The sequence below is a fragment of the Algicella marina genome (assembly GCF_009931615.1).
Taxonomy (GTDB): Bacteria; Pseudomonadota; Alphaproteobacteria; order Rhodobacterales; family Rhodobacteraceae; genus Algicella; species Algicella marina.
This window is the reverse complement of sequence record NZ_CP046620.1, coordinates 3,273,152-3,297,463: the sequence shown is the minus strand read 5'-3', so window position 1 is coordinate 3,297,463 and position 24,312 is coordinate 3,273,152. Positions and strand designations below refer to the sequence as shown.

Sequence of the window (24,312 nt, the reverse complement as noted above, 5' to 3'; positions counted from 1 at the left end):
CACGACATGTACACCGTCATCGGCACTCCGAAATCGCGCGCCCTCCGTGTCATCTGGGCTCTGGAAGAGCTGGAACAGGAGTACGAGGTCCGACCCGCAAATCCGCAATCGGAAGAAGCGTTTCTGCATAACCCGCTCGGCAAGATCCCTTCGCTGTTGATTGATGACACTGTTCTTACCGACAGTGTCGCCATCCTCACGTGGCTTGCCGACAGACACGGATCGCTGACTCACCCCGCCGGGTCTCTGGCGCGTGCACAGCAGGATGCAGCCACCCAGTTCGCCGTCTGCGAAATCGACGCCGCACTGTGGACCAAGGCCAAGCACGCGTTTGTTCTGCCGCAAGATTTGCGCGTCGAAGCCGTCAAAAAGACCGCTGCGGCCGAGTTCGCCCGTGCGATGGAGCAGCTGGAAGCCAGACTGGGTGACAAACCCTTTATCTCCGGCGAGATCCTGACGGTACCCGACATCATTATCAGCCACTGCGCCGGCTGGGCGCTCAGTGCTAAAATGGAACTCCCCAAAGGCCCCGTCGGCGACTACCTGCGACGCCTGCGCAAACGCCCGGCAATGCAACGGTCACTGGCCAAGGCCGCCGCTCTCAGCTGATCCTTTTCACTCCGCAACCCGCCCGTTAAGGTCTGCGCTTACAGGTGAGGCAAGAGGGCGAACAGGGTGGCAGCCGACAGTAACGTGACGCCGATGATGGCGCAGTATCTGGAGATCAAGGGGCGCTACCCGGATGCGCTGCTGTTCTACCGCATGGGCGATTTCTACGAACTGTTTTTCTCGGATGCGGAGGCCGCTTCCGCCGCGCTCGATATTGCGCTGACCAAGCGAGGCCAGCATCAGGGGCAGGATATCGCCATGTGCGGTGTGCCGCATCACGCAGCCGAGGGTTACCTGCTGACCCTGATCCGCAAGGGATTTCGCGTTGCCGTCTGCGAACAACTCGAAAACCCGGCAGAGGCCAAGAAGCGCGGCTACAAGGCGGTCGTAAAGCGTGATGTCGTGCGGCTGGTCACGCCCGGAACGCTGACCGAGGATACGCTGCTGAACGCGCGGGAGCACAATTTCCTTGCGGCCTTTGCTACCATCCGCGGTGGCGCGGCCTTTGCGTGGGTCGATGTTTCCACCGGCGACCTGCAGGTCACGACGCTGCCACCGGCGCACCTTCCACGCATGCTGGCCCGCGTCGCCCCGAGCGAGCTGCTGGTCGCGGAGCCCGAGGCCGAGGCGTTGCGCGACGGTGTGGAGGAGGCGGGAGTCACTCTGACGCCCCGCGCCCCATCGGGCTTTGACAGCACACAGGGAGAGGCCCGGCTGAAGGACCTGTTCGACGTCAGCACGCTCGACGCATTCGGCAATTTCGAGAGGACCGAGACAGCGGCCCTTGGGGCGCTGATCGATTATCTGGATCTGACGCAGAAGGGCAAGTTGCCCCTGATCCGACCACCGGTGAAGGAACAGGCGGGCGGTGCGATGCAGATCGACATGGCAACCCGTCGCAATCTCGAACTCTCGCGCAGCCTCGCGGGCAGTCGGGAAGGTTCCCTGCTGGCGGCAATGGACAGGACACTCACCGGCACCGGCGCGCGCCTGTTGGAGGTGCGGCTGTCCAGCCCGTCCACCGACCTTGCCACCATCAATGCACGCCACGATGCCGTCGCCCTGTTCACGGAAAACGCCAGTCTGGCCGCCAGTGTCCGCGACATCCTGTGTCGCGCCCCGGACATGGAGCGAGCATTGTCGCGCCTGTCACTGGAGCGCGGTGGTCCCCGGGATCTGGCAGCCTTGCGGGGCGGGTTGGCCGTCGCATCGGAACTGGCGGAAAACCTGTCGGTCGTCGATCTTCCGGAATTGCTGACCGAGGCCACCGCCGCACTCACAGGTCATGAGGCGCTGGCTACGCTGCTGGAAGATGCGCTCATCGCCGAGCCGCCGCATTTGGCCCGCGATGGCGGATTTATCGCTGCAGGATATGACGAAGACCTCGACGAAGCCCGCGAACTGCGGGACGAAGGCCGTGGAGTCATCGCGGGTTTGCAGAAAACCTATCAGGACCAGACCGGCATCGGTGCGCTGAAGATCAAGCATAACAATGTGCTGGGCTACTTCATCGAAACGCCTGCCACCCACGCGGAAAAGATGCTGTTTCCACCGCACAACGAATCCTTCCGCCATCGACAGACGACTGCGAACCAGCTGCGCTTTACCAGCGAGGAACTGACACGGATGGAAACCCGCATCCTCAACGCGGGCGGCCGGGCGCTGGACATCGAGAAGGCAATCTTCGGTAATCTGTGCACGGCCGTACTGGCGGAAGGTCCGCGCCTGTCTGTTCTGGCTCGTGCCGTCGCCGAAATTGATCTCGCCGCCGCCTTGGCAGATCTGGCGGCGGGCGAGGACTGGGTGCGGCCGGTGATGCGCAATGACCGGTCGTTCCGGATCGACAAGGGCAGGCACCCTGTCGTCGAACTGGCCTTGCGAAAGGCCAATTCCGCAGCCTTCGTTGCCAATGATTGCGATCTGGGGGCCGAGAGCAAGGCTGCCCGACCCGTATGGCTACTGACCGGGCCGAACATGGCCGGTAAATCGACTTTCCTGCGTCAGAACGCACTGATTGCACTGCTGGCGCAGGTGGGCAGCTACGTTCCGGCGGACAAGGCGGAAATAGGCATTGTCGATCAGTTGTTCAGTCGCGTCGGAGCGTCGGACGACCTGGCGCGCGGACGGTCGACGTTTATGGTGGAAATGGTGGAAACGGCAGCGATCCTCAATCAGGCCGGACCGCGGGCACTGGTCATCCTCGACGAGATCGGCCGGGGAACGGCAACCTATGACGGGCTTTCCATTGCCTGGGCGACACTGGAACACTTGCACGACGTCAACGGTTGCCGGACACTTTTCGCCACGCATTATCATGAGCTTACCAGCCTGACAGCCAAACTGTCGGGCTTGGCTAACGTAACGATGGCCGTGCGGGAGTGGGAGGGCGACGTGATCTTTCTGCACGAAGTGCGCGAAGGTGCCGCCGACCGGTCCTACGGCGTACAGGTCGCCAAACTGGCGGGTTTGCCGGCTGCCGTGATCGAACGGGCGCGCACAGTGCTTCAGACACTTGAGGAAGGCGACAGGGAAAGTGGCCGGGCAGCGAAAACGCTAGTCGACGATCTGCCACTCTTCAGCGCAACGCCATCCCCTGCTCCAATCGTGAAGAACGGTCCATCGCCCTTGGAGGAGAAGCTGTCGGAGGTTCACCCCGACACACTCTCCCCCCGTGAGGCGCTGGACCTTGTCTATGCGTTGAAAGCCCTCTGCGACGACGAGGGCTGAGCTTTATTCTTCCGGTTCGTCGGTTGCCGGTTCGGACTTCGCGGCCTGACCGCCACCAGAGGATACGCCGACCTGCGCCGGGCGCAGCAGCCGATCACCGATGCCAAATCCTTTGGCCATCACCTGAATGATCGAGCCGGAAGGCTGATCGGGGATCGGTGCCTCGAACATCGCCTGGTGCAGCTTCGGATCGAATTTTGAACCGATTTCCGGGCTGATCTCCTCAATTTTGTGCTTGTTGAACACGGCGACAAGATCGCGTTGCGTCAATTCCAGCCCCTCGACCAGCGCCGCATGTTCCGTCCGCAGCGTGTCGTCGATGGTTTCGAGAGCCCGCCCGAGATTGTCATGCACGGAAAGAAGATCCCGTGCGAGACGGACACCGCCATAGAGCTCGGCGTCACGCCGGTCGCGCTCCGCCCGTTTGCGCAGGTTCTCGGTCTCGGCAAGTGCGCGGAGCAACCGGTCCTTGAGTTCGTCACGTTCGGCGCGGAGCGAGTCGACCTCGATCTCCTCGTCGCTCGGATCGTCGTGATACTCCTCCTCCAACAGGGATTCGGGATCGTCCAGAAATTCGTTTTCTTCGGGTTCGCCCATATCGTTCTCGTCCTCTGGCCGCCTCCGGCCTTTTCTGCTTTCGGTGCTACAGCTTCGACTGGCCTGAGATCAGCCGGCCGACAAGCTGCGCCGTGTAATCCACAATCGGAACGATGCGCCCGTAATTCTGCCGCGTCGGGCCGATGACGCCGACCGCTCCGATGATCTTGCGTTCGGCGTTCATATAAGGAGAAACCACCAAAGAGGAACCCGAAAGTGAAAAGAGTTTCGTCTCGGAACCAATAAAAACGCGGACACCGGCGCCATGTTCGGTGAGTTCCAGCAACTGCGCCAGGTCCTGCTTGCGTTCCAGATCCTCAAACAGGCTGCGAACCCGTTCGAGATCGGCCTCATCCGTTTCACCGGACAGCAGGTTGGCACGGCCACGCACGATCAGGCGGCTTGGTTCCTTCTCCTGTGAGTCGGACCAGATGGCAATTCCGTCCTCGACCAGCCGAGTTGCAAGGGCATCGAGTTCCGCACGCCTGTTCTCGATCTCCCGAGTGACGACAGCGCCAAGTTCACTGAGCGTATGGCCTTCGAGAACGGCGTTGAGAAAATTGGCGGCCTCGCGCATGGCCGAGGGTGTCAGGCCCGGTGGAGGTGTGAACAACCGATTCTCGACATGGCCGTCGGCAGTCACGAGAACGACAAGCGCCCGCTCTGGCGACAGTGCCACGAATTCGAGATGCTTGATCGGTGCCTCCGATTTTGGCGCCAGCACCAGGGAAGCGCCCTGTGTGAGACCGGACAAGAGCCCGCCTGCCCGATCCAGCATGGCCGAGATGTCCGGAGACCTGTCGTCCAGTGAGCGTTCGATCTCCTGCCGCTCCGCCTCGGAAATCTGGCCGACCTCCAGGAAACCATCGAGGAAAAGGCGCAATCCAAGTTGGGTGGGAATGCGGCCGGCTGACACGTGCGGGCTGTCGAGCAGCCCTAGATGTTCAAGATCCTGCATCGTGTTGCGGACAGTGGCTGCCGAAACCTTCTCTGACAGGCTGCGCACCAGCGTGCGCGACCCGACAGGATCACCTGTTTCGAGGTAGCTTTCGACGATGTTGCGGAAAACATCGCGACTGCGGGAATCGAGTGCGGCGTAGCTGTCCTTGGTGCTGGTCATGGGCACATGTCCGTTACTTGCGACAGACAGTATCTATGGGTGTCCCGTGCCATCGTCAATTGCGCGGTGGCGGTGGACGCTATCCGCGTTTCCCGGTAAGAGGCCCCGAAACCAGACAAGGAGAGGGTCATGCGCCCATCAGGCCGAAACCGTGACGAGATGCGCAGTATCTCGATCGAAACCGGAATCGTGAAACACGCCGCCGGCAGCTGCCTCATCAGATGTGGCGACACGCATGTGATCTGCACAGCCTCGCTGGAGGAGCGGGTGCCACCATGGCTGCGCAACTCCGGGCTGGGCTGGGTAACTGCTGAATACGGAATGCTGCCGGGTGCAACGAGCAGCCGGAACCGCCGAGAGGCTACAGCCGGTAAACAGTCTGGACGGACACAGGAAATCCAGCGGCTGATTGGCAGATCCCTGCGCGCAGGTGTCGATCGTCCAGCGCTGGGCGAACGGCAGATCACGGTCGATTGTGATGTCATCCAGGCAGATGGCGGTACCCGCTGTGCCTCGATCACCGGTGGATGGGTGGCGCTGGCACTGGCAGTGCGATCGTTGATGAATGCCGGCGAGATCAAGACCAATCCTTTGACTTCGCCGATACTGGCCGTGAGCTGCGGCATCTACGGCGGCCAGCCGGTGCTGGATCTCGATTACGCCGAGGATAGCGTTGCCGGTACGGATGCAAATTTCGTGATGACGGGCGAGAAAAGGCTGGTTGAAGTACAGGGCTCGGCCGAGGGCGCCACCTTCGCCCGCGACGAGTTGCTGGCTCTGCTCGATCTGGCGGAAATCGGATGCGACCGGTTGGCGGCAGCCCAGCAGGCAGCCTTGGCAGGCTGATGGCCAACCTCGCCTCTGACAAGCTTGTGCTGGCATCGCACAACGCCGGCAAGCTTAGGGAAATCGCGAAGCTGTTGGAGCCTTTCGGCATCGAGGTGATCTCCGCAGGCGATCTAGGGCTTGCCGAGCCCAAGGAGACTGAAACAACCTTCGCCGGCAATGCCCGGATCAAGGCGCATGCGGCAGCCACCGGTTCCGGCTTGCCAGCGCTGTCCGATGACAGTGGCCTGGAGGTGGATGCGCTCGATGGGGCACCGGGCGTGTATACGGCCGACTGGGCCGAAACCCCGCACGGACGGGATTTTTCGATGGCCATGGCAAAGGTTCAGAACGCAATCGTTGCAACCGGCGCGCACGCACCATTTACAGCACGCTTCGTCTGCACACTCTGTCTCGCCTTCCCCGACGGGCAGGACGAGGTTTTCCGCGGCGAAGTTGAGGGTGAACTCGTATGGCCACCGCGCGGCGACAAGGGATTCGGGTTCGATCCTGTATTTCTGCCTGCCGGTGAGAAGCAAACTTTTGGAGAAATGGACCCTGACCGCAAACATGGCATGAGCCACCGTGCCCAAGCGTTTCGGCTGCTCGTTAGCCGTTTCCTAGATGGTTGAGAACTGGGAAGAGGCAGGTTTCGGCATCTACGTGCACTGGCCTTTCTGCGAGTCAAAGTGCCCCTATTGTGATTTCAACTCCCATGTGCGAGCCGAAACGGATCACGCCCGCTGGCGAAGAGCACTGCTGGATGACCTGCGGATGCAGGCCCGGCAATGGCAGGGGCGTGTCGTAAGCAGCGTATTTTTCGGTGGCGGAACGCCCAGCCTGATGGAACCTGAAACCGTGGCTGCGATCATCGCGGAGATCGGCCAACTCTGGCGTCTTTCCCCGGATATCGAGATCACGCTTGAAGCAAATCCCGGGTCCGTCGAGGCCGGACGGTTCAGGGAGTATGCTGCCGGTGGAGTTAACCGGGTTTCCCTGGGCGTGCAGAGCCTTGTCGATACGGACCTCAGGCGTCTGGGCCGTCTTCACAGCGCCAGCGAAGCACGCGCTGCCTTCGAGATCGCCAGAACGCAATTCGACCGGGTGAGTTTCGACCTGATCTATGCAAGGCAGGATCAGGACCAGGCATCCTGGCAGGCCGAATTGCAGGAAGCGGCGGCGATGGCCGTCGACCATTTCTCGCTCTACCAGCTGACTCTGGAGCCCGGTACGCGGTTCCATGAACTGGCACGGCGCGGCAAGTTGCGCGGACTACCGGGAGACGACCGTGCCGCAGACATGTTTTTGGCGACCCGTGACTTCTGTGAAAGGATCGGCCTGCCTGCCTACGAGGTTTCGAACCACGCCCGCGCAGGAGCGGAATGCCGGCATAACCTGATCTATTGGCGTTGCGGTGACTATCTCGGCGTCGGGCCCGGTGCCGTCGGTTTCCTGTCGGCAGGCAACGACAGGCACACTACCGAGACCGAGCGCGCGCCTGAGGCGTGGCTGGAACGGGTCGAACAACATGGTACCGGTGTAAGTCGGACCACTGTGATCCCTGCGTCGGATCAGGCCGAGAACTACCTGCTGATGTCACTGAGGCTTCGCGAAGGTATGGACATCACGCGATACAACACGCTGAATGGTGCAACGCTGGAAATACGCAGATTACTCGAGGATGGTCTAGTCTATATAAAGGATGGGCATTTGATTGTTCCCGAAGAACATGTTGTTATACTCAACCATGTCATCGAAAGATTAATTACTGATTAAGTAGCTGGCAAATATTATCCAGTTGATCAAGGTCTTTATACTTTATCGTTATTTCGCCGTCACCTGACTTTGAAATGTGCCGGATCGTCACACTCATCCTAAGGTGGGCGGAAAGATCGGCCTCAAGTGCCCTCGTATCGGCATCTTTGTCAGGCACCGCGGCGAGACGCCGGCCGCTGCTGACCTTCGCGCCTTTTGCCAGCGCTTCCGTCTGGCGCACAGAGAGGCCCCTGTCGACCACGTGTTGGGCCAGGGCCACCGGATCCTCGGCCCCGATCAGAGCGCGGGCATGGCCGGCAGAGAGAGCACCGGTGTTGACCATTGCCTGGACGACCTCTGGAAGGGTGAGCAAGCGGAGAATGTTGGCGATGTGGCTTCGGCTCTTACCAAGGCTGGCGGCAAGTTTTTCCTGAGTATGGCCAAATCTGTCCATGAGCTGGCGATACCCGAGAGCTTCCTCCATCGGATTGAGATCGGCCCGCTGGACGTTTTCGACGATGGCGAGTTCCAGTACCTCCGTATCGGTGAGGTCCCGGATCACCACGGGCAGGTTGTGAATGGAAGCACGTTGGGCGGCCCGCCAGCGACGCTCCCCCGCCACGATCTGATAGTGGCCGTTCTTGGACGGGTGTGGGCGTACTATGACCGGCTGGATGACACCCTTTTCACGAATGGAGGCGGCAAGTTCCTCGAGCGCCTCCTCCCTGAACATGCGGCGCGGCTGGTCCGGGTTAGGTTCGATCACGTCGATCGGCAGTTCCTTGTCGGCTGCGATAGCCGGTTGCGCTCCGGACTCCGCCGGTTGCTCCACATCCGCCAGTAGGGCCGAGAGACCACGACCGAGGCCTTTTTTCGGTGTTGAGGATCGTTTTGCTGTCGCCATTTCAGGATACTCCTTCGGCCCGCACGGCACTTGTCTTTCTGAGAACTTCCGCCGCAAGTTTGCGGTAGGCAATGCTGCCGACACTCCGGGGATCATAGAGGACGCCCGGAACACCATGAGATGGCGCTTCGCTGAGCCGGACATTTCGCGGAATAATGGTGTCCAGTACCAGCGACCCCAGGTTCTCCCTCACATCCATCGCCACCTGATCCGAAAGACGATTCCGGGTGTCAAACATCGTTAGCACCACCCCTAGCAACTTGAGGTCTCGATTGGAGGCAGCGCGAATTTGTTTAATACTTTCAAGGAGTTGGCTCAAGCCTTCGAGTGCAAAGAACTCACATTGCAATGGTACCAATACGAAGTCCGATGCCGTCAGCGCCGCTATTGTGAGCAGGTTCAGTGACGGTGGACAGTCAATGAGAATATAATCGTATTTCGGCATCGAGCTGCTGCTAAGCGCGGTTCGGAGCCTGGAAAACCTGTCCTTCTCGTGGATCAGATCGACGTCTATGGAGCTGAGATCGACAGTGGCGGTGATAATGTCGAGGTTTTCGATACCCGTGGGCAGAATCGCCTCTTCGACGCCCGACGTTTGAGACAAAACGTCATGGATGGATACCGCGCGGCGTGCCCTGCCAATTCCGAAACCTGTTGATGCATTACCCTGAGGGTCGGCATCGACTATGAGAACCTTCTTGCCGACAAGCGCCAATGCCGTGCCGAGATTGACAGTCGTGGTTGTCTTACCGACACCGCCTTTTTGATTGGTGAAGGAGATGCGAATCGCTTCAGTCGCTTGCATGGCTGCCGAATTCATACCTGAGGATGACGCTCTCCCGGTTGACCGGATTGAGCAATATGTCTGGTTGAGGATGCCCCAGGTTAACGGAACCTGCAATCTCCGCCTTGTGATTTACGCCCTTGGGAAACAAAAAAGTGCAATCCTCGGCCCGGTGGCGACCCGCCAAGGCCAGAAGCTTTTCCAGTGGCGCCAGCGCACGGGCTGAAACGACATCGGCACCAATGGAATCGGCAGTTTCAATCCGCTGAGAAATTACGACAACATCGAGGTCCAGCGCTCTCGCGGCAGATTCCAGAAAGACACATTTCCGTTGGTCACTTTCAATAAGGACGGTTTTCAACGAATTTTTTAGCTCCTGGGCGAGCAAGGCGATCACAATCCCCGGTAAGCCCCCGCCTGCCCCCATATCGAGCCACAGCGTGGGAGACGCCGGACGATGGGCAAAGACTTGATAGGAATCGGCGATATGACGATTCCAAATGTCGGTTTCGGTCGCACGCCCGATGAGATTGATCGACTTGTTCCACTTCAAGAGAATAGAAACATATTCTGTCAGACGGTCCATTGTTTCACGTGAAACAACATCCTGTACCGATACCATCAGCCTGCTGCCCGCTTTTCTCCGCGCAGGGCTACGGCCATGATCAGGGAAAGCGCTGTAGGTGTTATGCCTTCAATACGTCTCGCTTGCGAAAGCGTCTCCGGCCGCAAAGCCGCCAGCTTCTCACTCAGTTCGGCAGAGAGGCCGGGTATGGCGCCGTAGTTCATCCATGTCGGGAGACTGAACCCTTCATCCTGCGCAAGTATGGCAGCGTCCCGTCGTTGCCGATCCAGATATGGCCCGTAGAGCGCTTCTGTCGACAACTGCTGGCGAACATCGGCGCTCACATTACTCAGGGATGTGTCAAAACTGATCAGGTCACCAAACGTCACACCCGGCAGGGAAAGCATCTCCAAGCCGCTCCGTCGCGAGCCATCCTGGCTTACGTCCAGACCAGCCCGACGTGCCTGAGCGGAGGTCACGGACAACGCCTCCAGCTTCTCTTTCGCAAGGTTCAGCTCATTCATTTTTGAACTAAAGCCACGCCAGACATCTTCGGACAGAAGGCCGAGTTGATGTGCCAAGGGCGAGAGTCGCTGGTCGGCGTTGTCCGCACGCAGCAAAAGCCTGAACTCCGCTCGGGATGTGAACATTCGGTACGGCTCCGTTACACCCAGTGTAACAAGGTCGTCGATCATGACTCCTATATAGCTTTCGGATCGGCGGAACAGGTTTGGTTCTCTACCAAAAGCCTTCAGTGCTGCATTAAGCCCCGCAACAAGACCCTGTGCCGCCGCCTCTTCGTAACCAGTCGTCCCGTTGATTTGGCCAGCGAAGAACAGGCCATCAAACTCTTTCACTTCAAGTGAGGCCGTCAGCGCCCTGGGGTCAAAGTAGTCATATTCAATCGCATAGCCTGGTCGCAAGATCTCAACCTGTTCCAGACCTCGCATCGTACGAATAAACGCCGATTGAATTTCTTCCGGCAAGGATGTCGATATTCCGTTCGGATAGACGGAGTGGTCAACGAGGCCCTCGGGCTCCAGAAATACCTGGTGAGAGCTCTTTTCCGAGAAGCGGACAACCTTGTCCTCTATCGAGGGGCAATAGCGGGGACCTTTGCCCGAGATATGGCCGGCGTGAAGCGCCGAATTCATCAGGTTCCGGTCAATAATCTCGTGCGTCGCTTCGTTGGTCTCTGTGATCCCACAGGCGATTTGGCGCTGTTGAACGCTAGTGGTCCGCTGGGAGAGATACACTGGGTCATCATCGGCATCCTGCTTTCCGACGGCATCCCAATTGATGGTCCGGCCGTCCAATCGTGCCGGTGTTCCCGTTTTCAACCGTCCGACCGGCAAACCCAGTGCTGAGAGTTCGTCGCCCAGAGCCACGCTAGCCGGATCGCCTGCCCTGCCACCCGGTATTCGTTTCTCGCCAATATGAATGACACCATTCAGAAACGTACCAGCTGTCAGAACTACAGAACGACCAGCAAGCTGAACTCCATCATCCAAGATTACGCCGCAGATAGCGGAGCCTTCCCACACAAACCCACGGACACCCGACTCTATCACTTCAAGTCCAGCACAGTCACTGACAAGGCGCTGCATGGCTTGACGGTATAAAGCTCTATCAGCTTGTGTTCTTGGCCCTTGAACCGCCGGCCCCTTTTTTCGGTTTAGTAATCGATATTGTATGGCCGCAAAGTCCGCTGCCACGCCCATCCATCCACCCAGAGCGTCTATCTCGCGCACGAGATGGCCCTTCCCGATCCCACCGATCGCCGGATTGCATGACATTTCTCCAATTCGGTCAAGGCGATGCGTGATCAGTACAGTACGCGCACCTATCTGTGCAGCAGCACGGGCGGCCTCAACCCCTGCGTGCCCACCTCCGACAACCAAAACATCAAATCCAGAGTGTTTCACGTGAAACATTCCCTACTTGCCAACACAGAAGCTGGAAAATACAACATCTAGCATATCTTCCACATCAACCCGCCCTATAAGTCGATCAAGACTAAATAGCGATATTCTCAAGTTTTCAGACACAAGATCCAGTGCGCCACTATCGGCCCGCATAATCTGATCAGCGGCAACGAGCGCCGTGGCCGCGTCCTCAAGAGCTGCTTTCTGGCGCAAGTTGCTCGCTGATGCAACAAATGATGCGCGTCCGACAATTTCATCACTGATTTCGGAAAGCAGCCTGTCCAGGCCCAGACCACTCAGGCCCGATACCGGAAACACCCCTCCAGTCAGCTGATCCCCCTTGGCATCAACGACAAGATCCCCCTGTCTGACCGTCAAACCCAAGTCGTCTGGTGACTCGCCACGCATAAGCAGAAAAACACGCAGGTCCGCCTCCTCAGCCCGCTGCCGGGCACGTGAAATACCCAGTCCCTCGACAACGTCATCCGTCGCCCTTAGCCCCGCGGTATCCAGAAGGGTCACCAGATGCCCCTTCAGATCAAGCCTCGCCTCCACGATGTCTCGGGTCGTTCCGGCAATATCGGACGTCAGCGCAACATCACGCCTCGCCAGAGCGTTCAGCAACGTCGACTTTCCGGCATTGGGGCGGCCGACTATGGCCACCTCGAAACCGTTCCGTACCCTCTCACCCGCCGAAGCGCTCTGAACCTCTTCCTGCACCGATGCGGCGGTTCGTTCAATCAGGGTCAGGATCTCGTCACTCAAATCGTCCGGCAATTCCTCCTCGGAGAAGTCCAAACAGGCCGTCAGCAGCCCGCTCGCCCGCACAAGATCAGCTCTCCACTCCGCAGTCTTCCTGCCGAGAATACCGTCCATACCCCGCAGCGCCTGCAAGCGCTGTGCCTCGGTTTCCGCGTCGATCAAATCGCCCAGCGCCTCAACCTGACCGAGATCCAGCCTACCGTTCTCCATCGCCCGCCGGGTAAATTCTCCGGCTTCGGCCAATCGCAACTCCTCAAATCCGCCCAGTGCACCGAGGATCGCGCGAACAACTGCCCGACTGCCGTGAAGCTGAAATTCCACAACAGGCTCGCCGGTGAAGCTTGCGCCCGCTTCAAACGCCAGTACCAGCCCCTCGTCCAGAACCCGCCCGTCCGCCGGATCGCAAATCTGCCTCAGCCCGGCCATGCGCGGCGCAGGCAGTGCCCCAGCCATCCGTTCCGCCGCAGTCCAGGCATCCGGGCCGGACACACGTATGACCGAGACACCCCCGCGTCCCGGCACCGTAGCTTCCGCAAATATCGTATCTCGCCGCATTGCCACTCCTCCGAGCCAGCCCCGGCTCCGGTGGCGCAGGATTTATCAGGAATTCATCGAGTCGAAAAACTCGGAATTGCTCTTCGTCTGTTTCAATTTGCCCAGCAGGAACTCGATGGCATCCGTGGTGCCCATAGGGTTCAGGATCCGACGCAGCACGAACATCTTCGTCAGATCGGCCTTGTCCACCAGCAGATCTTCCTTCCGGGTGCCCGACTTCAGGATGTCGATCGCGGGGAACACACGCTTGTCGGCAATCTTGCGGTCCAGCACGATCTCCGAGTTACCGGTGCCTTTGAATTCCTCGAAGATCACCTCGTCCATGCGGCTGCCCGTGTCGATCAGCGCGGTCGCGATGATCGTCAGGCTCCCGCCCTCCTCGATGTTCCGCGCAGCACCGAAGAAACGCTTCGGCCGCTGCAATGCGTTGGCATCCACACCACCTGTCAGAACCTTGCCGGAGCTCGGAACCACGGTATTGAACGCCCGCCCGAGCCGCGTGATGGAATCCAGCAGGATCACAACATCCCGCTTGTGCTCAACCAGCCGCTTGGCTTTCTCGATCACCATTTCGGCCACAGCAACGTGGCGGGACGCCGGCTCGTCAAAGGTGGAGGAAACAACCTCGCCCTTGACGGACCGCTGCATGTCCGTGACCTCTTCCGGCCGCTCGTCGACCAGCAGCACGATCAGGAAACACTCCGGGTGGTTCTTTTCGATAGAGGCCGCAATATTCTGCAAAATCACGGTCTTACCTGTCCGCGGCGGCGCCACGATCAGGCCCCTCTGGCCTTTCCCGATCGGTGCCACCAGGTCGATAACCCGCGCCGACTTGTCCTTGATCGTCGGATCTTCAACTTCCATCCGCAGCCGCTCATCCGGATACAATGGCGTCAGGTTGTCGAAATTGACCTTGTGCCGCGCACGTTCAGGATCCTCGAAGTTGATCTGGCTGACTTTCACCAGTCCGAAATACTTCTCATTTTCCTGCGGCGCCCGTATGACACCTTCGACGGTATCCCCGGTGCGCAAAGAGAATTTGCGGATCTGGTTGGGACTCACGTAGATATCGTCCGGCCCCGGCAAATAGTTCGCCTCCGGCGAGCGCAGGAACCCGAACCCGTCCTGCAAAACCTCCAGCACACCATCGCCGGATATCTCTACGCCTTCCTCCGCAAGTTCTTTCAGAATGGCGAACATCATGTCGCCCTTGCGCATCGTCGAGGCGTTCTCGATTTCAAGATCCTCGGCCATCGTCAGCAAGTCGGCGGGGCTTTTCGCTTTCAGGTCGGCGAGAGAAAGTTCCGTATATTCCATGGATACCCTTTATACGCCGCGGGGCTCGCGGCTCAGTCCATACTCAGCGGTGGAGTCTTGTCGGAGGCTGCATTTTTGATGGCGAACGCCAATGCTTTGCTGCGTATATTGTCTCTTTATACAAAATGTCAACTGATCGCGTCAAAAGGGTTTTACAACAACCAATACAACTATGACGATCATGAGCAGGGTCGGAACCTCGTTCATCAACCTGTAGGTACGCCCGCTGTAGGCATTTGTGTCCGTCTCGAACGCCTTACGGCACTTCGCCAGCCACATGTGAAACACGGTCATGGCCAGAACGAGCAGCAACTTAGCGTGTATCCAGTACTCACTTCCGAAATCCACAATGCCGGTCATCAGCAGAAGAATCCCCATGATCCAGGTGACGATCATAGCCGGATTCATGATTATTCTCAGAAGTTTACGTTCCATCATCTTGAATGTCTCGGAAAGCTCACTGCCTGGCTTTGCCCTTTCGGCATGATGCACGAACAGTCTGGGCAGATAGAACAAGCCCGCCATCCAGGCGATCACGGCCATGATGTGGATCGCCTTGATCCAAGGATACAGGGTTGCCAGCATTTCACGTGTCTCTCAACTCGGGTTCAGGCAAACCCTTACTTGAAAAGAAAGATAATAAGAAAGATTGTTTTGGTAGTAGCGGCGTGGATAACGGGGATTACCGACGTTATTCGCATAATGTCTTTACGGCCCATTCTGCTCACAGCGCTGAACCACGAATTTCAGGGTTATCCCCTGGTAGATTTTTGCAAATTGTTATCAATGAGTTATATCAATAAGACGCCGGGATGGAACTGTGGATAACCGTAGAGCTATATTGAACAAGCCCAGCTGTTCGCGATTCCCACCCAGCCTTTCCACAGACCAATTTCCTTATTGCCCCTGTGCATGACAAAGGGGAATGAAAACGGGATGCGAGGATGGAAACGGAAAGAGATCGATTTGCCCGAAACAGCCCACGATTCCCACCCGGTGTTTCCACGGAATAATCCACAGGCACGTCCCTGCAGGTTGCGATGACTGAAATACAGCTGACGCTCATCTCCGATTCCACCGGTGAAACGGTCAATCTCGCGGCACAGGCCGCGGCCAGCCAGTTCAAGGGCTGTCGTCTCGAAATGGAAATCTACTCCTTCATCGGGCGCCCGTCGGATCTGGAAAATCTGCCGGCCGAAGTTTGGGAGAAATCGGACATCGTCGTCTTTACACTCGTTCGCAATGATACACGCTCCGCTCTCCTTGAAAGGTGCAAACGGCATGGCATCCAGGCCGTAGCCCTTCTCGATCCATTGCTTACCGTGCTTTCCGGTCACATTGGCTGTCAGCCGTCCAGCAGACCGGGGGAACAGTACATCGTCAGCGCCGACTATTTCAGCAAACTCTCGGCTCTGGATTTCGCCATGCAGAACGATGACGGCCAAAGCCCGGATCGGCTGCGCAACGCAGATGTCGTGCTGACAGGCGTCAGCCGCACCTCCAAGACACCGACCTGCATCTACCTCGCCTATCAGGGCATAAAGGCTGCCAACATTCCCCTGATCTACAAGAGTCCGGCGCCATCCAGCCTGATAGAGGCAATCGAGGCCGGACGTCTGGTCATAGGTCTCACGGTGTCCGCTACGCGGCTGGTGCAGGTCCGCACCCAGAGGTTGCAGTCGCTGGAACGCGAGGACGTGGAAACCTATGCGGACAGGCAGCGCATTGAGGATGAAATCGTCGAGGCCCGCCTGCTGTTTGCCCGCTACGATCTTCCAGTCATCGACGTAACCCGCCGCTCCATCGAGGAAACAGCGGCCTCGATCCGCAACCTGATCCGTCTGAAAGCATCCGCATGACCGAACCGCGCCGCCTCATCCTTGCGTCCGCCTCACCCATCCGGGCGACAATGTTGCGCCAGTGCGGGGTGGAACCGGAAATCGTTCCTGCAAGAGTGGATGAAGCCGCCCTGAAGGCCGGGATGGTCGCAGAAAGCGCAAAACCACGTGACATCGCCGATGCGCTGGCAGAGATGAAGGCCCGAAAGATCTCCCAGAAGCATCCGGAGGCGGTGGTCATCGGTGCAGATCAGGTCCTCGTGCAGGGCGACCGCCTTTTCGACAAGGCCGAAACGATACAGGAAGCGGCGGAGATCCTCCGAACCCTGCGCAATTCCGCCCACACCCTGCTCTCCGCTGCTGTCGCCTATGAAGGCGGCGAACCGGTCTGGCGCCACATCGGTCAGGTCCAGCTTGTCATGCGCGATTTCTCCGACGATTTCCTCGCGGACTACATCACCCGCCACGGCGATGGCCTGCTTGCCACAGTCGGATGCTATAAGCTGGAGGAGGACGGACCGGCACTTTTCTCCCGCGTGCAGGGGGACTATTTTACCATTCTCGGTCTGCCCCTTCTCGAAGTGCTGGCCTTTCTCAGAACCCGGAGGATCGCGACGTCATGACAGCCGAAACGCCCCCCCTTGCCGGTGTCATCGGCTGGCCAGTCGCGCATTCGCTGTCGCCCAAGCTCCACGGCCACTGGTTGAAGCGATACAACCTGAGGGGGTACTACGTCCCGCTCGGAATCCGGCCGCAGGATTTCGAGTCCTCCATCCGCTCGCTCCCCAAACTGGGCTTTCGCGGCGTAAATCTGACGATCCCCTACAAGGAAACGATCCTCAGTATGGCCGATGCCGTCTCCGACAGGGCTTCGCTCATAGGTGCGGCCAATACAATCACCTTCCGGGAGGATGGCTCGATCAGTGCCGACAACACGGATGGCTACGGCTTTCTGGAAAATCTCCGCCAGAATGCCCCAGGATGGGATGTCCGCAACGGCCCCGCTCTCGTCCTCGGTGCCGGCGGAGCTTCGCGTGCCGTGGTTTCCTCGCTCCTCAATGCCGGTGTGCCGGAAATCCGTCTTGCAAATCGCACCCGCCAACGGTCCGAAATCCTGCGCGACCAGTTCGGCGCCAAGATCAGCGTCATCGACTGGAATCGCGCCTCCGATGCCGCGGAAGACACCAACCTGATCGTCAACACCACATCCCTCGGCATGTCAGGCAAACCGGACCTCCAGTTTTCGCTGGCAAACGCACCGGAAGGTGCGCTTGTCACCGACGTGGTCTACACACCTCTGGAAACCCAGATCCTTGCTGACGCCCGTGCACGCGGCAATCCGACGGTCGACGGTCTTGGCATGTTGCTTTTTCAGGGCATACCGGGTTTCGAAAGCTGGTTCGGTTACCGTCCGGAAGTGGACGAAACCGTGCGCCAGATCGTGCTGTCCGGCTGATGCCCACGTTCCGCCTCGGCCTGACTGGCTCCATCGGCATGGGCAAATCGACGACGGCGAATTTCTTCCGCGAAGCAGGTGTGCCCGTATGGGATGCCGATGCCACTGTTCACGCCCTCTATGGCCCCGGCGGAAAGGGCACTGCCGCCATTGCCGATATCCTGCCAGGCGCCATCACCGCGAAGGGCGTTGACCGCAAGATCCTCCGAAAGGCCTTTCTCTCCGACGAAACCCTGCCGGCCCGTATCGAGTCCGTCATCCATCCGCTGGTCGCCGAGCACCGCGCGGCATTCCTCACTGCCTCGGATGCGCCGCTTGTCCTGCTCGACATCCCGCTCCTGTTCGAAACCGGCGGTGAACAAGCCTGTGACGGCATTCTTGTGGTCACCGCCCCGCCATCCGTCCAGCGTCAACGCGTTCTCGACCGAGAGGGAATGACGGAGGATGCCTTCCGAAAAATCCTTGCCCGCCAGACACCAGACGCCGATAAACGCCGCCGGGCCGACTTCATCATCGACACCTCGCAGGGGTTGGAACCGGCCCGCGATGCCGTACACTCCATCATCGAAGCGCTGACGAAAGAAACCCATGCGTGAAATCGTTCTCGATACCGAAACCACCGGCCTCAGCCCCGAGGAAGGCCATCGCATCGTCGAAATCGGCGGTGTCGAACTGCATAACCATGTTCCTACCGGCCGCACCTATCATCAGTACATCAACCCGGACCGCGACATGCCGCAGGAGGCTTTCGCCGTTCACGGCATCAGCGAGGAGTTTCTCGCCGACAAGCCGCGCTTCCATCAGATTGCCCAGGAATTCTTAGACTTTGTCGGTGAGGCGAAACTGGTTATTCACAACGCCGCTTTTGACATGCGTTTCCTCAATGCCGAGCTGCGCTGGTGCGAAAAGACGCAGCTACCGCCCGGCCAGGCCGTTGATACGCTGGAAATTGCACGTCGACGCTTTCCCGGCGCCCAGAATTCGCTCGACGCTCTCTGCCGCCGTTTCAACGTGGACAACTCGGCCCGCGAGAAACACGGCGCGCTTCTCGACTCCGAGATCCTCGCCGAAGTCTACCTCGAACTCATCGGTGGTCGTCAGCCCGATTTCGCTCTCGGTGTTGTCGGTGGCACCGACGCAGCCATGACCGCGGCCAACTGGTCGCCGCCACCCCGCGCCGAACCGCTTCCGTCCCGTCTGTCGGTGGAGGAAAAGGCGCGCCACGATGCCTTCATCGAGACGCTGGGCGATAATCCGGTCTGGAAAACCTTGACCTGAAAGCGGACAGACGAAAACACGAAGGGCCAGCCCTCACGGGCCGGCCCCTCACTCAACCTTTGTCGCGTTCTCAGGAAACGGGTGCGCCTTCCGGCTTCTTCTCGGCCTGACGCCGCGCCACTTCCTGGCGATAGATCGACAGGAAATCGATGTTCTCCAGGTTCAGCGGCGGGAAGCCACCGTCGCGGGTCACGTCACCGACGATCCGGCGAAGGTACGGGAAGATCATCCGCGGGCATTCGATCATCAGGAAGGGGTGCAACTGTGCATCCGGCACGTTTTCCACCCGAAACTGTCCGGCGTACTCGAGTTCCATGATGAAGATGGAGTTTTCCTGAACCTTGCTGTCGATCTTCAGCTTGGTGATCACCTCGAAAACGTTCTCGTCACGCTTGTTCGCATCCAGCGCCACCTGTACGGAAACCTCCGGGCTGCCATCCACCTTCATGGATTTCTGCACCGCGATGTTCTCGAACGACAGGTCGCGAATGTATTGGGTGATCACTTGCAAACGGGGCGTCGCCGGGGCCTGAGCCGCTTCGGGCGCCGCGCCGTTTGTATTTTCCTCGGCCATGTAAAATCCTCTCCACGTTGCTTGGGCTATCGTCTAGCGCCTCAGTCGCGTCGCGTCCACCCGGAGCTTCCGCGCGACTCGTCAGGCGCGTCCTCTTCTTCCACCGTGTAATCTCCGTCGATCACATCTGCGCTGCGGGCCGCTTCCGGCCCTGGCCCGTGTGCCCCCGGCTGAACGCGCATCGCCACCTTCCCGGCCATCCGCGCCGCACCGGCCTGAATGACGGCTGCGCGAAACGGCGGTACCAGAAGCAACAGGCCGACTGCATCGGTGAAAAACCCGGGCGTCAGCAGCAGCACCCCGGCCACGAGGATCAGGGCACCATGCGCGATGGGGTCCACCGGGTTTCGGCCGCTACGCAGGCTCGTTTGCAACCTGTTCAGTGTTGCCAACCCCTGCACGCGCATCAGCAGCGTGCCGACAATTGCCGTCAGAACGACGATCGCCAGAGTCGGTAACAGGCCGATGGCACCGCCGACCTGGATGAATAGCGCGATCTCGATGATCGGAACTGCCACGAACAGCAGAAATAGAATCATGTCTCCTCAACCTCTCTGGCTGGGCGGATTTGTCCGCATGGACTTGCGGCCCTCAGCACCTTACATAAGGAACACGCGATGATGCATCCACCGCAACAGGTCAAAAAAGGGAAATCCATGGGCTCCCAACTGATACAGATTCTCGTTCTTGCAGGGGTCGCCTTGTTTCTCGTTCTGCGGCTGAGGGATGTTCTCGGCACCCGCGACGGGTTCGAGCCGACAACCCAGCCGAAGTCCGTATCTACGGAATCGAAGGACAAACGTGGTTTCGAGGTGATAGACGGTGGCGGCACCGATCCCGATATCGCCGACCACGTCGACCCGGAGAGCGATGCCGGCAAGGCTTTCGCCGCGATGAAACGGGTGGAACCAGATTTCTCCGTCAGCGAATTCGCCCATGGCGCCCGTCAGGCATATGAGATCATTCTCATGGCCTACGAGAACGGAGAGCTGGACACGCTGGAGCAATTCCTCGCGCCCGAAGTCTACGAGCCCTTCTCAGCCGCGGTGTTTGAACGTGCAGACAAGCAGTTGACGGTGGAAGCCAATTTTGTCGGCATCCGTGAGATGAAGATCATCGACGCCGCTTTCGACAATGAGACGCGCGAAGGTGACATCACCATTCGCTACGTCGGCGAACTGACATCCGTGGTGAAAAACGCCGAGGGCGAAGTCGTCGAAGGCGACAAGAACGAGATCAAGAAACAGAAGGACGAGTGGACGTTCAGTCGGGTCATGGGCAGCGACGATCCGAACTGGCGTCTCGTCGCCACCGGCGGCTGATAGCGGCGCGGAGGTATGGCGCGGAAACGGCGCGGACTGTCATCCGAGGATCAGGAGCTCTGGGATCAGGTTCGCCAAACGGCGAAGCCGCTGATCAAAGGTGACAAGCTGCCGGATTCAACGTCGAAACCGGCGGTGGATATCAGCCATACCAAAACCATACCGAAACCATACCAAACCCATACGCCATTTCCGCACTCTGCTCGCAGCCCGAAAGGGGAACCGAAAGTTCGTTTCGACCTCGCTCCGGATCCGATGGAGCGGCTCTCTGACTCGCCGATCCGGACCGACAGGCGCACACACGACAAGCTTCGCAAAGGCAGGATGACGCCCGATGCCCGTGTCGATCTTCACGGCATGACGGCAGAGCGCGCCCATGGTCTGCTGACCTCGTTCATCCTGCGATCCCACGCTCAGGGCCACCGCCTCGTCCTCGTGATCACCGGCAAAGGCCGCACACCGGGCCCGGAAAGCGATGCCATCGCCCCCCGTCGAGGCATCCTGCGACATGCCGTTCCACAATGGCTAAATCAGGGTGTCACGGCTCATCTGATCGTCCAGATCCTGCCCGCTCATCGGAAACACGGCGGCGGCGGTGCTTACTACGTCTACCTCAGACGGTCACGGTAGCAGTGCGGCGCGTCGCCGCCATCGCTAGGCCCAACACGAAGCTCATCACCACGCAGTAGGCGGCCATTCCGACCAGCTGCTTGCGGTAATCTACACCGAAATCAATCAGATAGCCGGTAATAGCAGGTCCGAGCGCCGAAGCGAAAACGAGAAACGCACTGACCACGGCTCTGATAGCTCCGAGGTGGCGGGTGCCGTAATACTCGGGCCAGTAGGCACCGACCGTCGCCGCACTGGTGCCTTGCATCAGGCCGATCAGCAGCAACCCGAACGCCGCAACGGTCAGACTCGGGGCGGCTGCTACAACGCAGAATCCGGCTGCCAGCGGCAGCAGATAGAACGGCAGCACGCGCCCTGCGCCAAACCTGTCCACCAACCACCCGCCAACCAGCAATGAAGCCACGGACGATGCGGTGTAGATCGGAAACAGGCTCACGAACCCGGCCAGCGGCCAGCCCTTGATCTCTGTCAGGTGTACCTGCTGAAAGAAGAAGGCGGTGCCAAAAACCGGTTGCGCCAGAAAGCCCGGCAGCGTCACCCAGAACAACCAGTGTCGCAACGCATCCCCGCGCGACCACTGCCGCCCATCCATGCCGACAGACCCAAAGATTTCCGCCTCACCCTTCGGATGCCGCTCATTGCGTAGCAACATTCGCAATACCACGATCATGACCATCAGCACTGCCGCCGCGACCATCCACGATGCCCGCCAGCCAACAACACCCATCAGCGCAACGAACCCCAGCGGCAGTAGCGCCTCGCCAGCCGAAAAGCCCAGGGCGGCGATAGAAACCGCGCGCCCGCGCGCGGCGGCGAACCAGCGTCCGACCGAAACCATGGCGATGTGCGACATCATCCCCTGACCGCAAAATCGCAATCCGAAGATGACGAAGGGCAGGGCCCAGGCAGCGTTGATGCGCGATGTTACGAGGCACACACCGGCGAACATCAGCATGATAATCGTCGCAAACAGTCGGGTCCGGTATCTGTCCGCCAATCCACCCAGCATCAAGACCGCCACCGCCGAAGCCAGCGTGCCGATGGCATAGACGCTGCCCCATGCCGTGTGACTCAGGTCGAATTCTTCCCGAAACACACCGGAATAGATCGAGATGAAATAGGTTTGGCCGAAAGAGGAGCCGAAAGTAAGAAGCGCCCCGGCGGTCAGCCAGGGCGCGTTGTCTCTCAGAAACTGAAGTCTAGCCAATTCGACCTACTTAATCGGGATACCGTTTGCGGATATCCCGCCATCCTTGAACTCGACCGTTGATGTGAACTGGTCCGCAGCCTCGCCTGGTTTCGCAAAGGCCATCAGCATGCCCATTGCCATTCCCATCTGCTGCTGTTCGATAAGGCCCAGATCCACCAAAGCCTGCGTCAAGCCCTGAAGACCATTCAGGGAAATGTCAATGGACCCTTCGGGCATCGGGATCGGGCCATCGTTATCGATCGTCAGATCCCCGCTTGCCGCGATTTCCGCGCCACCAGCGTTCAACCTGACCGTTGCGATATCGACGGAAGTGACGGAACCGATTTCCATCGGGTTGGCCACGTCTTCGGACCCGTCTTTGTTGAGAGACTCCACCAGCGGCTTCTCGATCACCACCTCAGCGCCGAGGTCGATGAGCAGTGTCGCCGGGTCCCGTGCAATCGTTTCTTCCGGATCCAGCAAACCCCACAGCGAGTCACTTACCACAAGGTCGCGTAGCGCCAGATCCGCATTCAATTGCTGCGTAGTATCCGATGTGCGCACCGGGATGCGAAAATCCATCGCAAGCCCGGACATCGAAATTTCGAACGGGGGCAATGGCAGCAGCGGTGACATGGTTTCCGCCCTGTAGTCAAAGCCCTCGGAATTCGCCACGTAACTCAACAGGCCGTCCTTAAGCGAGACCTCGAAAGTTCCAGCATTGGCAGAGCCGGCAAGCCTCACGGGTATGTCCGGAGTTTCCACCGTGATGTCGAATGTGGTGGGTCCGGCACCGCCGGCGAAACTGAACGATCCATCCTGATCGACGAAGGCAGTAAGACCTGTCTCGTCCTTGGGTATGTTCTCACCGGAGAACCCAAACTGGTACTGGCTGTATTCGATCTCACCACTTTGTCTGAGGTTCTGTTCGGGATCTATGAAATCGTAGAGACCGCCGATCCGCGCGGCCGAGAAAGCTCCATCGAAGGAACGTGTGTCAGCATCGAATGCGAAGCGGAACGAAAGATCGTTGAGGGAAAGGTCCAGTCCCTTCAGCAACGGGTGCGACTCTGTCTCCGATTTGATCCCGATAGCCCCGGCGGCCACGGATACGACGGGGCTTCCTGCCATGTCACGTACCCAATCCGTGGAAAGCTCGAACATGTCCGAAGTCAACAGCAACTCGAGCGGCGGTTCGCCTTCCTTCTCCACCACTATGTCCACGGCATCAGCGATCTTCACGATGACTTCGCTCGGCCTCGCCGCCGAGGGCAGAAAGGAGATGAAATCCGTGGAGATCGTTACATCGTTGTCTTCCGGTTTCAGCACCACGTCACGCAGCACCAGACTACCGTCATCTCCCCGTTCACGAGACCCGATTGTCAGCCCGGAGTCTTCGCTCATCACCTCAATGCCATCGTCGATCATGTCCAAAAGGACGTCCTCGGGCTGAGCGAGTGTCGGGGATGCAACGGAGCCCAGCAGGACTGAAGCAACAATAATTTGTCTCATGAAGTGTCTGTCCTCAGAAAATCACCGCCCGACGGAGATAGCACGATTATGCTCTCGTCGAACAACGC

25 protein-coding genes are annotated in these 24,312 nt (G+C 59.2%); 12 read left to right on the top strand and 13 right to left on the bottom strand.

Annotated elements, in window-relative coordinates; all coding sequences use genetic code 11:
• Window positions 1-6: 6 nt before the first annotated feature.
• Together GO499_RS16220 and mutS are read left to right on the top strand one after the other, a co-directional pair.
• The gene (locus tag GO499_RS16220) at window positions 7-609 is read left to right on the top strand and encodes a glutathione S-transferase family protein (protein ID WP_161863156.1); all 603 of its coding nucleotides are present in this window, start codon (window positions 7-9) and stop codon (window positions 607-609) included.
• 93 nt (window positions 610-702) lie between these two features.
• Complete coding sequence (gene mutS / locus GO499_RS16215; RefSeq protein WP_161864030.1) at window positions 703-3,336, top strand: DNA mismatch repair protein MutS; 2,634 nt, start codon at window positions 703-705, stop codon at window positions 3,334-3,336.
• Between the two features lie 3 nt (window positions 3,337-3,339).
• On the opposite strand, the gene grpE is transcribed toward mutS, so the two are convergent.
• Window positions 3,340-3,933, bottom strand: a complete 594-nt coding sequence (grpE, locus tag GO499_RS16210) for a nucleotide exchange factor GrpE (RefSeq protein ID WP_161863155.1) — start codon at window positions 3,931-3,933, stop codon at window positions 3,340-3,342.
• A gap of 46 nt (window positions 3,934-3,979) precedes the next feature.
• Window positions 3,980-5,053 carry a heat-inducible transcriptional repressor HrcA gene (gene hrcA, locus GO499_RS16205; RefSeq protein WP_161863154.1) on the bottom strand — a complete coding sequence of 358 codons (1,074 nt, stop codon included), beginning with the start codon at window positions 5,051-5,053 and terminating at the stop codon, window positions 3,980-3,982.
• Window positions 5,054-5,182: 129 nt separating this feature from the next.
• On the opposite strand from hrcA, the gene rph reads away from it, so the two are divergent.
• From rph to hemW, 3 genes are read left to right on the top strand one after another with little or no spacing between them, the layout of a single operon-like run.
• A complete protein-coding gene (gene rph / locus GO499_RS16200; RefSeq protein WP_161863153.1) occupies window positions 5,183-5,899 on the top strand; it encodes a ribonuclease PH in 717 nt (238 codons plus the stop codon).
• On the top strand, window positions 5,899-6,510 hold the full coding sequence (gene rdgB / locus GO499_RS16195; protein ID WP_161863152.1) for an RdgB/HAM1 family non-canonical purine NTP pyrophosphatase: 612 nt from the start codon (window positions 5,899-5,901) through the stop codon (window positions 6,508-6,510). Before rph ends, rdgB begins: the two co-directional genes overlap by 1 nt.
• A complete protein-coding gene (gene hemW, locus GO499_RS16190; protein ID WP_161863151.1) occupies window positions 6,503-7,654 on the top strand; it encodes a radical SAM family heme chaperone HemW in 1,152 nt (383 codons plus the stop codon). Before rdgB ends, hemW begins: the two co-directional genes overlap by 8 nt.
• On the opposite strand, the gene GO499_RS16185 is transcribed toward hemW, so the two are convergent.
• From GO499_RS16185 to hemJ, 7 genes are all read right to left on the bottom strand, one after another.
• The gene (locus GO499_RS16185) at window positions 7,644-8,537 is read right to left on the bottom strand and encodes a ParB/RepB/Spo0J family partition protein (protein ID WP_161863150.1); all 894 of its coding nucleotides are present in this window, start codon (window positions 8,535-8,537) and stop codon (window positions 7,644-7,646) included. The two genes, hemW and GO499_RS16185, sit on opposite strands and share 11 nt — an antisense overlap.
• 1 nt (window position 8,538) lies before the next feature.
• Window positions 8,539-9,342, bottom strand: coding sequence for a ParA family protein (locus GO499_RS16180; RefSeq protein ID WP_161863149.1), 804 nt, complete (start codon window positions 9,340-9,342; stop codon window positions 8,539-8,541).
• Window positions 9,329-9,943 (bottom strand): 16S rRNA (guanine(527)-N(7))-methyltransferase RsmG, encoded by a 615-nt coding sequence (rsmG, locus tag GO499_RS16175; protein WP_161863148.1) that lies wholly within the window; start codon window positions 9,941-9,943, stop codon window positions 9,329-9,331. The genes GO499_RS16180 and rsmG overlap by 14 nt, the downstream gene beginning before the upstream one ends.
• Complete coding sequence (gene mnmG / locus GO499_RS16170; RefSeq protein WP_161863147.1) at window positions 9,943-11,820, bottom strand: tRNA uridine-5-carboxymethylaminomethyl(34) synthesis enzyme MnmG; 1,878 nt, start codon at window positions 11,818-11,820, stop codon at window positions 9,943-9,945. The genes rsmG and mnmG overlap by 1 nt, the downstream gene beginning before the upstream one ends.
• A 3-nt stretch (window positions 11,821-11,823) precedes the next feature.
• A complete protein-coding gene (mnmE, locus tag GO499_RS16165) occupies window positions 11,824-13,128 on the bottom strand; it encodes a tRNA uridine-5-carboxymethylaminomethyl(34) synthesis GTPase MnmE (RefSeq protein ID WP_161863146.1) in 1,305 nt (434 codons plus the stop codon).
• Window positions 13,129-13,173: 45 nt separating this feature from the next.
• Complete coding sequence (rho, locus tag GO499_RS16160; RefSeq protein ID WP_161863145.1) at window positions 13,174-14,445, bottom strand: transcription termination factor Rho; 1,272 nt, start codon at window positions 14,443-14,445, stop codon at window positions 13,174-13,176.
• A 141-nt stretch (window positions 14,446-14,586) separates the two neighbouring features.
• Window positions 14,587-15,030, bottom strand: a complete 444-nt coding sequence (hemJ, locus tag GO499_RS16155) for a protoporphyrinogen oxidase HemJ (RefSeq protein ID WP_161863144.1) — start codon at window positions 15,028-15,030, stop codon at window positions 14,587-14,589.
• A 455-nt stretch (window positions 15,031-15,485) separates the two neighbouring features.
• Between hemJ and GO499_RS16150 the strand changes: the two genes are divergently transcribed.
• The 5 genes from GO499_RS16150 to dnaQ are packed head-to-tail and all read left to right on the top strand — an operon-like array spanning window position 15,486 to window position 19,017.
• Window positions 15,486-16,304 (top strand): pyruvate, water dikinase regulatory protein, encoded by an 819-nt coding sequence (locus tag GO499_RS16150; RefSeq protein WP_161863143.1) that lies wholly within the window; start codon window positions 15,486-15,488, stop codon window positions 16,302-16,304.
• On the top strand, window positions 16,301-16,906 hold the full coding sequence (locus GO499_RS16145; RefSeq protein ID WP_161863142.1) for a Maf family protein: 606 nt from the start codon (window positions 16,301-16,303) through the stop codon (window positions 16,904-16,906). The genes GO499_RS16150 and GO499_RS16145 overlap by 4 nt, the downstream gene beginning before the upstream one ends.
• On the top strand, window positions 16,903-17,739 hold the full coding sequence (locus GO499_RS16140) for a shikimate dehydrogenase (RefSeq protein WP_161863141.1): 837 nt from the start codon (window positions 16,903-16,905) through the stop codon (window positions 17,737-17,739). Before GO499_RS16145 ends, GO499_RS16140 begins: the two co-directional genes overlap by 4 nt.
• Window positions 17,739-18,335 carry a dephospho-CoA kinase gene (coaE, locus tag GO499_RS16135; RefSeq protein WP_161863140.1) on the top strand — a complete coding sequence of 199 codons (597 nt, stop codon included), beginning with the start codon at window positions 17,739-17,741 and terminating at the stop codon, window positions 18,333-18,335. The genes GO499_RS16140 and coaE overlap by 1 nt, the downstream gene beginning before the upstream one ends.
• Entirely contained in the window at window positions 18,328-19,017 is a 690-nt protein-coding gene (gene dnaQ, locus GO499_RS16130) for a DNA polymerase III subunit epsilon (protein ID WP_161863139.1), read from the top strand. The genes coaE and dnaQ overlap by 8 nt, the downstream gene beginning before the upstream one ends.
• 70 nt (window positions 19,018-19,087) lie before the next feature.
• On the opposite strand, the gene secB is transcribed toward dnaQ, so the two are convergent.
• Together secB and GO499_RS16120 are read right to left on the bottom strand one after the other, a co-directional pair.
• The gene (gene secB / locus GO499_RS16125; RefSeq protein ID WP_161863138.1) at window positions 19,088-19,591 is read right to left on the bottom strand and encodes a protein-export chaperone SecB; all 504 of its coding nucleotides are present in this window, start codon (window positions 19,589-19,591) and stop codon (window positions 19,088-19,090) included.
• Window positions 19,592-19,632: 41 nt separating this feature from the next.
• The gene (locus GO499_RS16120; RefSeq protein ID WP_161863137.1) at window positions 19,633-20,130 is read right to left on the bottom strand and encodes an FxsA family protein; all 498 of its coding nucleotides are present in this window, start codon (window positions 20,128-20,130) and stop codon (window positions 19,633-19,635) included.
• Window positions 20,131-20,247: 117 nt separating this feature from the next.
• Between GO499_RS16120 and GO499_RS16115 the strand changes: the two genes are divergently transcribed.
• Window positions 20,248-20,913 carry a Tim44/TimA family putative adaptor protein gene (locus GO499_RS16115; RefSeq protein ID WP_161863136.1) on the top strand — a complete coding sequence of 222 codons (666 nt, stop codon included), beginning with the start codon at window positions 20,248-20,250 and terminating at the stop codon, window positions 20,911-20,913.
• A gap of 15 nt (window positions 20,914-20,928) precedes the next feature.
• On the top strand, window positions 20,929-21,543 hold the full coding sequence (locus GO499_RS16110) for a Smr/MutS family protein (RefSeq protein WP_161863135.1): 615 nt from the start codon (window positions 20,929-20,931) through the stop codon (window positions 21,541-21,543).
• On the opposite strand, the gene GO499_RS16105 is transcribed toward GO499_RS16110, so the two are convergent.
• The gene (locus GO499_RS16105) at window positions 21,527-22,750 is read right to left on the bottom strand and encodes an MFS transporter (protein WP_161863134.1); all 1,224 of its coding nucleotides are present in this window, start codon (window positions 22,748-22,750) and stop codon (window positions 21,527-21,529) included. The two genes, GO499_RS16110 and GO499_RS16105, sit on opposite strands and share 17 nt — an antisense overlap.
• A 6-nt stretch (window positions 22,751-22,756) precedes the next feature.
• The gene (locus GO499_RS16100) at window positions 22,757-24,244 is read right to left on the bottom strand and encodes a DUF2125 domain-containing protein (RefSeq protein ID WP_161863133.1); all 1,488 of its coding nucleotides are present in this window, start codon (window positions 24,242-24,244) and stop codon (window positions 22,757-22,759) included.
• Between the last annotated feature and the right edge of the window lie 68 nt (window positions 24,245-24,312).